12 protein-coding genes and 1 pseudogene are annotated in these 14,169 nt (G+C 54.0%); all 13 read right to left on the reverse strand.

Annotation, left to right across the window (positions count from 1 at the left end):
- Positions 1-1,239, reverse strand: a complete 1,239-nt coding sequence (locus OEV59_04245; protein ID MDH4226950.1) for an aspartate kinase — start codon at positions 1,237-1,239, stop codon at positions 1-3.
- Positions 1,239-2,633: a dihydrolipoyl dehydrogenase gene (gene lpdA, locus OEV59_04250; protein MDH4226951.1), complete on the reverse strand. Its 1,395-nt coding sequence runs from the start codon at positions 2,631-2,633 to the stop codon at positions 1,239-1,241. Before lpdA ends, OEV59_04245 begins: the two co-directional genes overlap by 1 nt.
- Before the next feature lie 37 nt (positions 2,634-2,670).
- The gene (gene tsaE, locus OEV59_04255; GenBank protein ID MDH4226952.1) at positions 2,671-3,087 is read right to left on the reverse strand and encodes a tRNA (adenosine(37)-N6)-threonylcarbamoyltransferase complex ATPase subunit type 1 TsaE; all 417 of its coding nucleotides are present in this window, start codon (positions 3,085-3,087) and stop codon (positions 2,671-2,673) included.
- Between the two features lie 3 nt (positions 3,088-3,090).
- Complete coding sequence (locus OEV59_04260) at positions 3,091-4,035, reverse strand: DMT family transporter (protein MDH4226953.1); 945 nt, start codon at positions 4,033-4,035, stop codon at positions 3,091-3,093.
- Between the two features lie 10 nt (positions 4,036-4,045).
- Positions 4,046-5,614, reverse strand: coding sequence for an NAD(P)H-hydrate dehydratase (locus tag OEV59_04265; GenBank protein MDH4226954.1), 1,569 nt, complete (start codon positions 5,612-5,614; stop codon positions 4,046-4,048).
- A gap of 3 nt (positions 5,615-5,617) precedes the next feature.
- Entirely contained in the window at positions 5,618-5,971 is a 354-nt protein-coding gene (gene acpS / locus OEV59_04270) for a holo-ACP synthase (protein ID MDH4226955.1), read from the reverse strand.
- On the reverse strand, positions 5,961-6,686 hold the full coding sequence (locus OEV59_04275) for a pyridoxine 5'-phosphate synthase (GenBank protein MDH4226956.1): 726 nt from the start codon (positions 6,684-6,686) through the stop codon (positions 5,961-5,963). The genes acpS and OEV59_04275 overlap by 11 nt, the downstream gene beginning before the upstream one ends.
- 1 nt (position 6,687) lies before the next feature.
- Entirely contained in the window at positions 6,688-8,049 is a 1,362-nt protein-coding gene (glmM, locus tag OEV59_04280) for a phosphoglucosamine mutase (protein ID MDH4226957.1), read from the reverse strand.
- Positions 8,050-8,059: 10 nt separating this feature from the next.
- The gene (locus tag OEV59_04285; protein MDH4226958.1) at positions 8,060-8,749 is read right to left on the reverse strand and encodes a CdaR family protein; all 690 of its coding nucleotides are present in this window, start codon (positions 8,747-8,749) and stop codon (positions 8,060-8,062) included.
- A 1-nt stretch (position 8,750) separates the two neighbouring features.
- On the reverse strand, positions 8,751-9,542 hold the full coding sequence (gene cdaA, locus OEV59_04290; GenBank protein ID MDH4226959.1) for a diadenylate cyclase CdaA: 792 nt from the start codon (positions 9,540-9,542) through the stop codon (positions 8,751-8,753).
- 16 nt (positions 9,543-9,558) lie between these two features.
- On the reverse strand, positions 9,559-10,788 hold the full coding sequence (gene folP, locus OEV59_04295; protein MDH4226960.1) for a dihydropteroate synthase: 1,230 nt from the start codon (positions 10,786-10,788) through the stop codon (positions 9,559-9,561).
- Between the two features lie 77 nt (positions 10,789-10,865).
- A complete protein-coding gene (gene ftsH, locus OEV59_04300; GenBank protein ID MDH4226961.1) occupies positions 10,866-12,740 on the reverse strand; it encodes an ATP-dependent zinc metalloprotease FtsH in 1,875 nt (624 codons plus the stop codon).
- Positions 12,741-12,866: 126 nt separating this feature from the next.
- Positions 12,867-14,165 (reverse strand): annotated as a pseudogene (gene der, locus OEV59_04305) (ribosome biogenesis GTPase Der).
- Positions 14,166-14,169 lie beyond the last annotated feature (4 nt).

Below are 14,169 nucleotides of genomic sequence, written 5' to 3' on the forward strand. Positions count from 1 at the left end.
TTATTTCTCTTCCCTGACTTCCTCTTTGCCAAGCTCGAAGGCGTCATGAAGAACGCGCACCGCAAGCTCGCAGTACTTTATATCGACAACGCAGGAAATCTTTATTTCCGAGGTCGATATCATCTGTATGTTAATGCCTTCCTTCGAGAGTGTCTCGAACATCTTCGAGGCCACTCCGGCGTGGCTCCTCATCCCGGCGCCGACCGCAGAGACCTTTGCGATGTTAGTATCGCCCAGAATACTACCTGCCTCGATTTCCTTTGCCACCTTGTTCACTATCTCGAGGGCCTTCTTATAATCGCCCTTGGCAACGGTAAAGGTCATGTCCGTGTGCGCGTCGTGCGAGATGTTTTGCACTATCATGTCTATGTTGACGCCTGCCTCGGTAAGCGGCCTGAAAAGCTTTGCCGCGATTCCCGGCTTATCAGGGACCCTGATGACCGAGATCTTTGCCTCGTTCTTGTTATAGGTGATGCCCGATACCATTACCTTTTCCATGTCTTCATCCTCCTCGCAAACGAGCGTGCCCTCGGCCTCCGTAAAGGAGCTCTTTACCATGACCGGGACCTTGTATTTTTTCGCGAACTCAACGGAGCGCGTCTGAAGGACCTTTGCTCCAAGGCTCGCCATCTCGAGCATTTCATCGTAGGAAACCTTATCGAGCTTCCTTGCGTCGGCGCAGATGTTCGGGTCTGTGGTGTACACGCCCTCGACGTCCGTGAATATGTCGCACCTGTCTGCCTTAAGCGCGGCGGCAATCGCTACTGCTGTCGTATCCGAGCCGCCCCTGCCAAGGGTCGTAACGCTTCCGTTAGGGTCTATGCCCTGAAACCCGGCAACCACCGGTATAACGCCTGCCTTAAGCTCGCGCCTAAGATTCTTATCGTCTATGCTCTCGATTCTCGCCGAACCAAATGCCGAATCGGTAACGATTGGCACCTGCCAGCCCATGTAGCTCTTTGCCTTCTGCCCGAGCTCCGAGAGCGCAAGCGCAAGAAGCCCAATTGTCACCTGCTCACCGGTGCATACGACTGCATCGTATTCACGCGTGCCCACAGGGGCCTCGGATAGCTGATTTGTGAGGTTAACGAGCCTGTCGGTCTCGCCGCTCATTGCCGATACCACTACCACGACGTCGTTACCGGCCATCTTGTCCTTTGCAACGCGTCTGGCAACGTTCTTTATCCTATCCGGATTGCCAACGGATGTTCCGCCGTACTTATGCACTATCAACGCCATTATCTTTTTCTCCCTGCCTTATGTATGGCCATACCGTGCGCGTCCTCTGCAGCTTCCATGACTATCTCCGGAAGTGTCGGGTGCGCATGTATGGTGTCAGCTATATCGTGTACCTTTGCGCCAAGCTTCATCGCAAGCGCGACCTCGCCGATTAAGTCCGTCGCGTGCGCGCCTACAATCGTCGCGCCTACAACCTTACCCGTGCCCTCTTCCTCGAGTATCTGCATAAAGCCCTCTGTTTCGTTCATAGCAAGGGCCTTGCCGCTTGCTGCGTACGGAAAACGCCCGACATTTATCTTCACGCCCTTACTCTCAGCATCTTTCTCACGAAGCCCCACACTCGCGATCTCCGGGTCAGTGAATATCCCTGCGGGTACGACCGAGAGGTCGAGCTTTTTGTCTTTTCCAAGCGCGTTCTCAACAGCGACGATTGCGCCTGTTGAGGCAACGTGGGCAAGGAGCATGCCGCCCGTAACGTCTCCTATGGCATAGATGCCTTTTACGCTTGTCTCCATTTTTTCGTTAACTTTAACTCTGCCCTTTTCAACGGCAACTCCTGCCTTCTCAAGGCCGATGTTCGTTGAATTGAAGCTCCTGCCAATCGAGACAAGCACCTTCGCTGTAACGAATTCTCTGCCGTCCTTGAGCCTGGTTTTTACGCCGTTTGATACGGCCTCGACGCTCTCGACATTTACCTCTGTCAACACTTCCACGCCAATGTCCTTGAATGCCTTTGCAACCACTCTAACGACCTGCTTGTCTTCTGTCGAGAGAATCGTCGGAAGGAGCTCGACGATTGTGACTTTGCTGCCAAACTTAGCAAAGATATTTGCAAACTCAGAGCCCATCACGCCGCCGCCGATTATCAAGATACTTTCCGGCACTGCCTTCAAGTCCAGGGCCTCGGTCGAGGTAATGATGTTCTTTTTGTCTATGTTAAAGGCCGGGATAAGCGCAGGCTCGCTCCCTGTTGCGATTATAATGTTCTTTGCGCCTACTTCTTCGGTAGTTCCGTCCGCCTTTTTTACACTTACCTTTCCCGAGCCTTCAAGAGAGCCGGCGCCGCGTATGAGCTCGACCTTATTGGCCTTAAGAAGCTGCTCAACCCCTGAAACTAGCTTTTTTACGACCTCGTCCTTACGCCCCGTTGCCTTTGCCATGTCGAATGTATAGCTGCCGGCATTCACGCCAAACTCTGCAGCATGCTTAGCAGCAGTCACCGCCTTTGCCGAATAATACATTGCCTTTGTTGGTATGCAGCCCCGGTTAAGGCACGTGCCACCGACACTGTCCTTTTCTATAAGACAGGCCTTTGCGCCAAGCTGAGCGGCCCTGATCGCGGCCGTGTACCCGCCCGGGCCACCGCCAATCACTACAATATCGAATTCCTTCATTTCAAAAAACCCTCCGGTGCTTTTTAAACAACCAAACCTACGCTGCCAAATCTATGCGCCTTCTGCCATCTCCGTCATAGAGAAGAACTACCTTCACTGCATTTTCCGGCAAAACATGCTCCGCTCTCTCGGCCCATTCTATTACACACACGCCATTCGAGTAAACATATTCTTCGAGCCCCAAGTGCTCGATACTCTCTTTGCCTTCGAGCCTGTATAAATCTATATGATAGAGCGGCAACGAGCCGCCTTTATACTCATTTATTATCGTAAAGCTCGGGCTCTTTACATTTGCCTCCACTTTAAGCCCCTTTGCAATGCCTCTTACAAACGCCGTCTTCCCAGCGCCAAGCTCTCCGTACAATGCAACGACAGAGCCCGGCTTCAAGCCCCTTGCGAACTCTTCACCAAGCGCCTCTGTTTCCTCGACACTGTTCGTAACCGTCTTTATCACTGCCTACGCCTCTGCCCTTTGACGCGCATCTTTTTCTTTCTCTCCGCTGCCCTTTGAATTTATAAGGTACACGGCAGTTATCGCAATGCTTCCGCCGATAATCGTCGTCATCGTCGGCCTCTCGCCAAGTATTAACCAGCTAAGCCCAACGGCGCACACCGGAACAAGGTACGAAAACGACGCCGCAGGCCCCGGGCCAAGCCTTGCAGAGGCGAAAAAATAAACCGTTGTTGCAGCTGCCCCGGATATCGCGCCGAGGTAGACGATATTGGCCCAGAAAAGCGTGCCCTCGTCGAACGCGGCTCCAAGAGAGCCGTTAAAAAGCCCGAGCACGAGAAACATAATCATGCACACCGCTGATGTCGCTATGCTGAATATCACCGGCGACATCCACTCGGAAGCCTTCTTGCCGCATACCGTAAGGAGCGCCCAGAAAAACGAGCACACGAGAAACATCGCGCTCCCGGCTACCGTTGATAGAGAGCTCCGTATCTCCCACGCATGCAGCAGAATAAAGCCGCCCACAACTCCAAGAGAAAGCCCTACTGCCGCTCTCTTCGATATCTTTTCCTTTAAAAAAGCAGCGGCTATGGCAAACGTTATGACCGGCGTGATGGTCGTCACTATCACCCCGGCCGCTCCGGCCCCTGTTACCCTAAGGCCCGTGAAAAACACATACGAATAAAACGCGAGGCACGCCGCACCAAGCACGGTATAGAACGCGGCCTCCTTTGTTACGCGCACTGTCTTCCTATACTTCCACGCAAGCGGCAAAAGAACCGCTACGGTTACGACAAACCTCCAGAAGGTCAATGCCTCGGCCCCAAGCTCCGTTGACACTACCTTTGCCGAGACCCAGCTTCCGCCCCAGATGGCCATCGATACTGCCATAAGGGCAAAGAACACACCCTGCCCGCCTCCGGCATTTTTCAATTGCTCATTTGCCATCGGCCCTGTGCTACCTTCCGCTACTAAGCCCTGCGATGCTTTGCGGGATGCCTCTTGTTATGTCCGTTGCCGTGATGCCGTACTCGGTCTTGCGCTTTGCGGCAATCCTATCGGCCGTAAGCCCGTGCACGTACACGGCTGCCGCGGCAGCCTCGGTCGCGCCCACACCCCTGGCAAGTAACGCGCCTATCATGCCCGAGAGCACATCTCCGGTGCCGGCACTTGCGAGCCCTGAATTGCCAGTCGGGTTTATAAAGAAACCGTATTTACCTCTAACTACCGTTGCCGCGCCTTTTAGTACGACCGTTACACCTGAGATATCGTGAAGCCTTCCGGCGGCCTTAAGCCTGTCTGCCTGAACTTCATCAGCCGAGATATCGAGAAGCCTTGCCATCTCGCCCGGATGCGGGGTAAGCACAATGGGCACATTCTTCGAATATTTTTTAAGCGCGCTCGCGTTGGCCTTTATTATGTTCAAGCCGTCGGCGTCTATTACAACCGAAACCCCTTCGGCCAGACAGCCTTCCAAAACCGCTTCCATGAAGTTATACGTTGCAACCGTGCCAAGCCCCGGGCCGATTACAAGAGCGTCCTTGCCGTGCAACGCCTTAAGCACGTCCTTTGCCGAGTCGTTGGAGATAAAGCCGTCCTTGTCATTGGTAACCGGCGAGGTCATCGCCTCCATGACCTTTGCCTCAACTGCGGCATTGACGCTCTTTGGCGCTGCTATGGTCGAGAGCCCGGCGCCTGCCTTTAAGGCCGCAATCGCGGCCATGCAAGGCGCGCCTGTCTTGCCAACAGAGCCTCCGACTGTGAGCACGTGCCCAAATGTCCCTTTGTGCGAATTCCGCTGCCTTTGCCCAAAAGCGCTTAACGCCAGCGCATTGTCTACAAGGTTCCACTCTATATCGGCATCATCTACAATTGCCGCAGGTATGCCGATGTCTACGACCTCTATCCTGCCGGAAAGCTCCCTGCCTGGATAGAGAAAGTGCCCAAGCTTCGCAAGTCCGAATGTCACGGTAACGTCCGCACGAACAGCCTCGCCAAGCACCCTGCCAGTAGATGCGTCTATGCCAGAGGCGATATCAACCGAGATAACGGTCTTGGCAAGCCTGTTTACAAGCTCTATTGCGCTCTTATGAACGCCGCGAACATCGGTACTAAGACCGGTGCCAAAGATTGCGTCTACGATTACATCCGCGTGCCTTAGCGAGAGCGCGTGCTTTTCAAGGTCCTTTAGATTGTTTACGGCATATATGCCGCCCTGCATCTTCTTCCAGATTGCCGCGTTTGTCGCGGCGTCGCCCTTTAGAGCGGACAAAGGCCCGAAGCAGAACACATCGCAGTGTATGCCGGAGTTCTTAAGATGCCTTGCCGCAACGAACCCGTCGCCGCCGTTGTTGCCTTTTCCTGCCACCACGGCAACGCGGTTGCCGCCAGTTCTTTCGAGCTCTTCGATAACAACGTCGGCAACGGCCCTGCCCGCGTTCTCCATCAGAACGAGGCCTTTTATGCCATACCCCTTTATCGCGGCGCTATCGAGAGCGCGCATTGTTTTCGAATCAACGAGCTTCACTGCTTAGTCCTCTATTATCGTATGCGCGATCGCAAGACCGGCGTCATGCGTTATGGATGAATCTATGCGCTTTATATTGTCGCTGTCTATGCCTGCCGCCTTTATAAACGGCCTGCCAGATTTATCGCGCCCCACCTCGACGTTCTTATACGGAAGACTTCTTCCAAGGGCCTTAAAGAAACTCACCTTTGCCGCAAACCTCGCCGCAAGATGCGTTGCAGGGTTTTTCTTATCCATGCAGTAACGAAGCTCGCCGTCGGTAAACACGCGCGAGGTAAGCCTTACGCCCCAGCGCTTAAGCGAGCGGGCGAACCGCTCGACCTCTAGCGCGTCTATGCCAACGCCCCTAAGCCCCATGCTCCCTTATAAGCCGCTTCATCTCTCTTACGGCCTCTTCCATTCCAACGTAGATGCTTCTTGCAACTATACTGAACCCTATAGCGTACTCCTCGATTTCGCGTATCGCGGCTATTTCTTTTATATTTATATAATCGAGGCCGTGCCCGGCATGCACCTTGAGGTTCATCCGCTTTGCCGTGACCGCTGCCTCGTGAAGGCGCTTGAATTCAACCACCTTGTCAGCATCGAGCTTGAGCTCAGCGTACTTGCCCGTATGCAGTTCTATACCGTTTGCGCCGACTCTGTGGCTTGCCTTTATGGCCTCTGGCACAGGGTCTATGAAAAGGTTCACGCTAATGCCCGCGTCCTTTAAAGCCGTCACATACGTCTTCATGTTATCGGTATTCAACCTTAAATCAAGCCCGCCCTCGGTAGTTAGCTCCTGCCTTTTCTCGGGCACGATAGTCACCATATCGGGCTTGGTCTTTACCGCAATATCGAGCATCTCCTTTGTAGCGGCCATCTCGAGGTTCAACCTTGTCTTCACGGTCTTTCTTAGCACCTCGAGGTCTCTATCCTGAATATGGCGCCTGTCTTCCCTAAGATGCACGGTTATGCCGTCTGCGCCGCCAAGCTCCGCCATTGCCGCGGCAACGACCGGGTCCGGCTCGACGTGGCGTCTCGCCTGCCTCACGGTAGCAACGTGGTCGACGTTCACTGTAAGGGTAGGCATGCTACGCTAATTCCTTTCTTATCGCCACGGCAATATCCTCTGCCATTGCCTTTATCTCCGTCTCGCTCTCGCCCTCGACGGTAATACGCGCAAGCGGCTCTGTGCCGGAATAGCGCACGAAGGCTCTGCCCCTGCCCTTTAGCCTCTCCTGAACGTCCTTCAAGGCCTTTGCGACAGGCTTTATGGTGTCCAAATCTTTCTTCTCCTTCACCTTCACGTTCAAAAGTATTTGCGGATATGTCTTCATAACAGAGGCGAGTTCGGAAAGCGCTCTACCTTCCCTCACCATCACGGCAAGGGTCTGGAGCGAGGATATCACGCCGTCACCCGTTGTCGTGTGGTCCATGGATATTATGTGCCCGGACTGCTCGCCGCCGAAGTTATGGCCGCCCTTTATCATTTCGTCGACAACGTACCTGTCGCCAACTCCTGTCCTTACAACACGGCCCCCTGCCTTTTCAATCGGCGCCTCGAGCCCCGAGTTGCTCATAATGGTCGAGACAAGGGTGTTGTTCTTTAAAGTCCCCTTCTTTATCATGTCGAGAGCAATGACTGTCATTATGTGGTCGCCGTCTATTAGATTGCCCTTTTCGTCGACAAGGATGCACCTATCTCCGTCGCCATCGAGCGCAATGCCGATATTGGCGCCCGTGCGCTTAACTTCCGCTATGAGCCCTTCCGGATGAAGCGAGCCGCAGTCTTTATTTATGTTCTCTCCGTTTGGCTTAACGCCTATGGAAATAACATCAGCGCCAAGCTCGGAGAAGACCTCCGGAGCGACCTTATACGTTGCCCCGTTTGCGCAGTCAACGGCAATCTTTAGCCCCTCAAGCGTAAGTTCCTTCGGGAACGTATTCTTCGCAAAAACGACATAGCGGCCTATTGCGTCGTCTATCCTGTAGGCCTTACCGACCGCGCTCGCAGTCGGACGGTGCGTCGGGTCGTTGTCATCCGAGATAAACTCCTCTATCTCGGCCTCGATTGAATCCGGGAGCTTAAACCCTGTCCTCGAAAAGAACTTTATCCCGTTATCCTGATACGGATTGTGCGAAGCCGATATTACGACTCCGGCGTCCGCCCTCATGCTAGAAGTTATGAACGCTATGCCTGGGGTGGGCAGCGGCCCGACCATGAGAGTGTCTACACCCATGGAGCAGATGCCCGCCATCATCGCGCTCTCGAGCATATAGCCTGAAAGCCTCGTATCCTTGCCTATGACAATCCTATGACGCCTTGGCTCCTTCTTAAAGACATACGCAATAGCCCGCCCGAGCTTCAATGCCGTTTCCGCGGTCATGGGCTCGATGTTGGCTATGCCCCTGACGCCGTCCGTGCCGAAAAGTTTTCTTCCGTCTACCGCCATTACGACCTCTCTACCTTTTTTTCACAAAAACAGTCACCTCTACCAATGCCGGCTCCGTGCTCTTTATAGCCTTTGCCGAAACATCAAGAAGCGCGCTGTACTTCGTTGTTTTCGTTATTCCGGATACGTCGACGACCCCGGTCTTGATACTTTTTATGCCGGAAAGCTCGTCCTTCTTGCCGATGACAACCACTTTATCCGGCGTGACATCTATATCTTCTATATAATAACCGCGCGCCGACTTGCCTGCCGTAACCACCTTCACAGGCAAGATAGCCTTTGATACCTTTTCAAGACGTATATCTATGGAAGACGGTATGACCTTAACAACCTCGATGCCTTTTGGCACCCTGATGTTATCCGGGTTTACCCTGAAAATATTCACGCCTTCCTTCAGGCCGCCGCTTACCTCGCCAATGTCGATGGTGGCGCTGATATCCTTTGCCGAAATATTATTGATAAACCCCCTTGGCCCGGAAAGCCGTACCTCCACGTTCTTCTGAATATCTCCGATAGGCAGCATATTCTCGGGAATCCCTTTTATGCCGAGTTGCACGGTGAAGCTCTCCTCTGCCGCCTTTTCTCCGACTACCAGGAACCAGAGAGCAGCGGCAAGCACCAGGGCTATGACCTTCAGCCCGTGATGCCTGTATATCAGATCGAACCTGCCGCCCTCTTCCTGCGTTCCGTTGGTCGACACCTTAGCCCCTTATGTTAGAAATTATTTTCTTTCTATACCCGGCACCGGAGGTCACAAGCTCCCTAAGTATCGGCGCCACGTCCACCGGGTCCACTCCCAGCTCGCGCATATCCTCGGAGATTATGGAAATATTGCCGGTGTTCTCGGACACAACGACCAGCACTGCATCCGTTTCCTCGGAGAGCCCTATCGCGGCCCTGTGCCTCGTGCCGAATGTCGGATCGACCGCGGCCTTGCTAAGCGGCAGTATGCAGCCTGCCTTTGCTATGCGCCCGTTCTTTACGATAACCGCGCCGTCGTGCATAGCAGAGCCCGTGTTGAATATGGCGAGCAAAAGGTCGCGCGAAATATCGGCGTCTACGGCCACGCCGCTCTCCGCCACATAGTTCAACAGGTCCTCTCCGCGCTCTATCGCAATAAGGCCGCCGACATTATCCTTCGACATAGCGGCAACGGCCCCGGCTATGTGCTCAACGAACTCGGGCTTGTCGGTGCCCTCTCTGCCGGCAAAGGGCTTGCCCATCTGGATTAGCGCGCGCCTGATGTCCTTTTGAAAAACGACGATTACGAGTATGACGATAGAACCGAGAAAATTCGCCAGTATCCAGTTAAGCGTCATCAGCTCTAGCTTCTCGGATATGAAATAAACGACGATAACGAGCGCGAGCCCAAGAAGCATCCTCTCGGCCCTGGTCCTCTTAAAAAGGATCATCAGCCAGTAGAACAGGGCGGCGACGATGAGGATGTCTATTACATCCGCTATGCCCGGCAGTTTTCTTAAAAAATTTTCCATGCCTTTTGAAAACCCTCTATGCCTTTACGGCGTTATTACTTTTGCCTTTTATCGCAGCAAGCATATTAACCGCTTCGCGCGTTTCCTCCACGTCGTGCACCCTTACAATCGACGCTCCGTTCGTAACGGCGGCGCACACGGTTGCGAGTGTCGGCACGCCTCTCGATGCCGCATCCGCATACTTATCCGCGCCAAGCGCCTTTGCTATGAACGACTTTCTCGACGTGCCGACAAGTACCGGACGGCCAAACGAGGTAAACTCCCTTAATCTCCTCAAAAGCTCGAGGCTTCCGTCCGCATCCTTCGCAAACCCGATACCCGGGTCAACGGCCGTTTTTTCGATATCAATGCCAGCGGCTACTGCGCCCCTTAGCGCGCCGTCCAAAAATGCGTACACCTCTGCGGCAACGTCGCCGTAATCGGTCATGGACTGCATCGAGCCAGGCTCGCCCCTCATGTGCATGAGGATAACGCCCGCGCCGGATGAGGCCACTACACCTGCCATTTGAGCATCCCTTGTCATGGCGCTTATGTCGTTTACAATCTCCGCTCCGGCGTCCACGCCAGCCCTTGCAACAGCCGCCTTTGTCGTGTCAACCGACACTGCAGCGCCCTTCCTGACAAGCCCTTCTATGACCGGGATAACGCGCGTAAGCTCCTCGGCCTCGCTAACTGGTTTTGCCCCCGGCCTTGTGGACTCGCCTCCGACGTCTATTATATCCGCGCCCTCTTCGAGCATCGCGATACCGCGCTCTATCGCGGCATCGGTGGAACCGTATTTCCCGCCGTCAGAGAACGAATCGGGCGTGACATTGAGCACGCCCATAACGAGCGCGCGGCCAGAGATATTCCACGTCCGGCTCACGCCCTTAAAAACAATGACATCGGCCTCGATGCAGTTTAGCGCTGCCTCTATCTCGCGCCCGATGGCCTTCAAGCCGTAGGGCTGATGACCAAGCTTTCTTACGAGTTCCCTTAGCTGTTTTTCCGTGCCAGAGAGCACGCAGCCCGTAAGAGAGGCCTCGCACGACACAACACCCTTTGCAACGGCAGCCTCTGCGCCAAGCGAGAGCGCGTCCTGTTTTAGGATGTTCGCCTGCGCCGGGCTTAAGTCGTCTATCCTTAAATTGCGGTGGAATTGTTTCGGGGCCATCATGGCGATGCCCGCAGGGTCAACGCCGATACGCTCCATCTCGCGTACGGCATCAGTGCGGCTGCCAAATTCGATAAGTCTTATTCTCGCCACGAAACCACCGCCAAAGTAAAATACCGGCCGGAGGTTTTCATGCAGACATGCTGGCCCCGGCAAAAGCCATTTTCATGCTACGCCCTCGCCTCCGGCGAAGAAGGCGGCAATACCGTTTGCCCTCCGCCGCTACCGCCCGATACCTTCACGCCCTCGGGGATATTGTCGCCGAAAATAATGCGGTCTATGGCGTCGCCGTCTAACGCCTCTTTTTCGAGAAGCGCGGCGGCAAGGGCATGGAGCTTGTCCATGCGTGCGGTAAGGAGGTCTTTTGCCCTGTTATAATTCTCGTCCACTATATTCCTTATTTCGGCGTCTATCGCCATTGCCGTGGATTCGCTGAAATCACGGCCCTGCCCGACATCGCGTCCGAGGAATATATGCTCTTCCTTCTTGCCAAACTTTAGCGGCCCGAGCTTCTCGCTCATGCCCCACTCGCATACCATGCGCCTTGCAAGCTCGGTTGCACGCTCTATGTCGTTACCGGCGCCGGTCGTTTTGTGCTTCATAACTATTTCCTCTGCAATGCGCCCGCCCATGAGCATGGATATGGTGCTCTGGAGGTATTCCTTGTTGTACATGTGGCGCTCATCTATCGGAAGCTGCTGCGTGAGCCCAAGGGCCATGCCCCTTGGTATTATCGAGACCTTGTGTATCGGGTCTGTCCCCGGGATGAGCCTCGCAACCAGCGCGTGCCCTGCCTCGTGATACGCGGTGTTCCTTTTCTCCTCGTCGCTGATTATCATGCTCTTTCGCTCGCTGCCCATAAGGAGCTTATCCTTTGCCTCGTCGAACTCGGCCTTGGATATCTTGTCCTTATTTCTTCTTGCGGCAAGCAGCGCTGCCTCGTTTACGAGGTTTGCAAGGTCCGCTCCGGAAAACCCGGGCGTGCCCTTTGCGATGATGTCGAGGTTCACATCGTCCGAGAGAGGCGACTTCGAGGCATGCACCTTTAATATCTCGCCCCTGCCCTTTACATCCGGCGCCGGCACGACCACCGTGCGATCGAACCTTCCAGGCCTAAGAAGCGCCGGGTCAAGGACGTCCGGGCGGTTCGTTGCCGCAACTATTATCACGCCCTCGTTGCTTTCAAAGCCGTCCATCTCTACAAGGAGTTGGTTTAGTGTCTGCTCCCTTTCATCGTGTCCGCCGCCAAGCCCGGCGCCCCTGTGGCGGCCTACGGCGTCTATTTCATCTATAAAGATTATGCACGGCGCGTTCTTCTTGCCCTGTATGAAAAGGTCTCTTACGCGCGAAGCTCCAACTCCGACAAACATCTCGACAAAGTCGCTTCCCGATATGCTAAAGAACGCAACCCCGGCCTCCCCGGCTATTGCCTTTGCAAGAAGCGTCTTGCCCGTGCCAGGCGAGCCCATGAGAAGAACTCCCTTGGGAATCCTGCCGCCAAGCTTTGTGAACTTTTTCGGGTCTTTTAGGAACTCAATTATCTCCTCGACCTCCTGCTTTGCCTCTTCTATTCCGGCGACATCTTTGAAGGTCACTGTCTGCTGGTTCTGGGTAAGGAGCTTTGCCTTGGATTTCCCAAAGCTCATGGCCTTGCCCCCACCAGACTGCATCTGACGCATGAAGAATATCCAGATGCCTATCAGGAGAAGTATCGGGAACCAGGAAATAAATATCGTGCCCCACCCCGGGGTATCGACCGCGGGCTCGGCCTTTATGCCGACCCCTTTGACGCTAAGGTTCTTTATAAGCTCCGGATCGTTTGGCGCGTACGTGGTAAACGCCTTGCCGTCCTTTAGCTGGCCGCTTATGAAATTGCCCTGCATCTTGACGGCGGTAATATCGCCCCTCTCGACAGCAGCGACAAACTCCGTGTACGCAAGCTCCGAGGTCGTTGTCTTGTTATAATTCAAAAGGTTGACCATCAACACGATTGCCACGATGATGATTAGCCACATGCCTATGTTTTTGTATAGCTGGTTCTTCATATCTCTATTTTCCCCTGATTATTTAAAATCACGTAACCTTTGAATAAGAAAGAATTTTCCCATATTTTACGTGTAATTACAACAAAAATATTGCCATTTACGCTTGATATGCCGGGATGTAAAAGGCTATCGCCTGGCCCTAAAGTTCATCTTTATGGGCACGCTCGAGAGTTTAAGGGCCTCTCGGAAGGAATTTATCAGGTAGCGCCTGTATGAATCCGTTATGCCCTTTGGCACGTTAACGAACACTGTAAAGCGCGGCGGATTGGTGCCGGTCTGAGTTGCGTAGTATAGCTTGACTTCCTTGCCGCTATACGCGGGCGGGCTGTAGTGGTCCACGAATTTTCCAAGAAAATCATTAAGTTGAGAGGTCTTGAACTTGGTCCCCATCTCAACCATCACGTCATCCACGATGCCAAATATATCTACGACACGCTTACCCGAGAGGGCGGAGACAAACTCAACCGGCGCGTATGTAATAAACGGCGCCCTGTGGCGGATATCGTCGGTATAACGCTTTGTGGTCTTATCGTCCTTTTCAACGATATCCCACTTATTGACCACTATGATGCAGGCCTTTCCCCTGTCCGAGAGAAGCCCTGCGATTCTCTCGTCCTGAACGCCAAAGCCATCCTTACCGTCGATTACAAGGAGCGCTATGTCGCATCTATCGATGCTCTTTATAGCCGATATTACGGCATAGGTCTCGAGCTTTGCGCTTATCTTGCCTTTTTTTCTTATGCCTGCGGTATCTATGAAAAGATACTTCTTATCCCCCTTTACATAAAGCGTGTCTATGGAATCGCGCGTGGTGCCAGGTACCTCGCTTACAATCGAGCGCTTTTTGCCAACAAGTCTATTTAAAAGCGACGACTTGCCGGCATTTGGACGGCCGACTATGGCAACCTTGACGATGTTCTCATCTTCTGCTTCTTCTTCCGCTTTTCCGGGGAGCGCCTGCACTATCCTGTCGATGAGTTCGGCAACGCCAAGCCCGTGCTCAGCTGACACGGGGCAGACCTCGTCAACGCCCAGGGAATAGAACTCCGCAGTTTCGGGCATCAGGTTCTTCGTGTCTATCTTATTGGCGGCGTAGATGACCTTTTTCCCGGTCTTTCTAAGGATTGCCGCAACCTCTCTGTCCTGGGTTACGGGCCCTGTCCGTCCGTCCATCAAAAACACGATGACATCGGCCTCTTCGATTGCGAGAAGCGCCTGCTCCCGAACCTTCGCCATCATGTCGCTCGTGGTAACGGGCTCAAAGCCTCCCGTATCCACCAATACAAAGGCGCGGCCAAGGGCTCCTGTGTCCGCGTAGTTTACATCCCGCGTAACTCCGGGCTCGTCCTTTATGATTGCCCGCCTCGACCCTACGATTCTGTTAAAGAGCGCGGACTTGCCGACATTCGGGCGGCCGACTATGGCGACT

The sequence above is a fragment of the Deltaproteobacteria bacterium genome (assembly GCA_029858205.1).
Taxonomy (GTDB): Bacteria; Desulfobacterota; GWC2-55-46; order GWC2-55-46; family DRQE01; genus JAOUFM01.